The organism is Pseudomonas sp. SIMBA_067 (genome assembly GCF_046534675.1).
Classification (GTDB): domain Bacteria; phylum Pseudomonadota; class Gammaproteobacteria; order Pseudomonadales; family Pseudomonadaceae; genus Aquipseudomonas; species Aquipseudomonas putida.
The window spans coordinates 1-248 of record NZ_JAWRYH010001045.1 but is presented as its reverse complement, the minus strand read 5'-3'; the positions used below and the strand labels follow the sequence as shown (position 1 = coordinate 248).

General features: G+C 69.8%; 1 protein-coding gene. It reads left to right on the top strand.

Going from position 1 to position 248, the window contains the following annotated elements; all coding sequences use genetic code 11:
* Positions 1 to 248, top strand: a 248-nt coding sequence (locus tag SB765_RS32405) for a helix-turn-helix domain-containing protein (RefSeq protein ID WP_410932865.1), incomplete at both ends; no start/stop codon positions are given.

Here is a 248-nt window from a genome sequence, read left to right as displayed (position 1 = left end):
AGTTCAAACACTGGCGGTGCTGATCCGCGACCTGCGCAAGCACCGCGGGCTGACGCTTGACGAGCTGGCCGGCAAGGTCAAGCGCTCACTGGGCTTTCTCTCGCAGGTCGAGCGCGGCCTGTCGCGCCCGACCGTGGCCGACCTGACGGCCATCAGCGAAGCCCTGCACGTGCCGACCACCTACTTCTACCAGGCCGGCCAGCCGCGCCCGCTGGACTGGGTCACCCGGCCCGGTGAACGGCGCACGA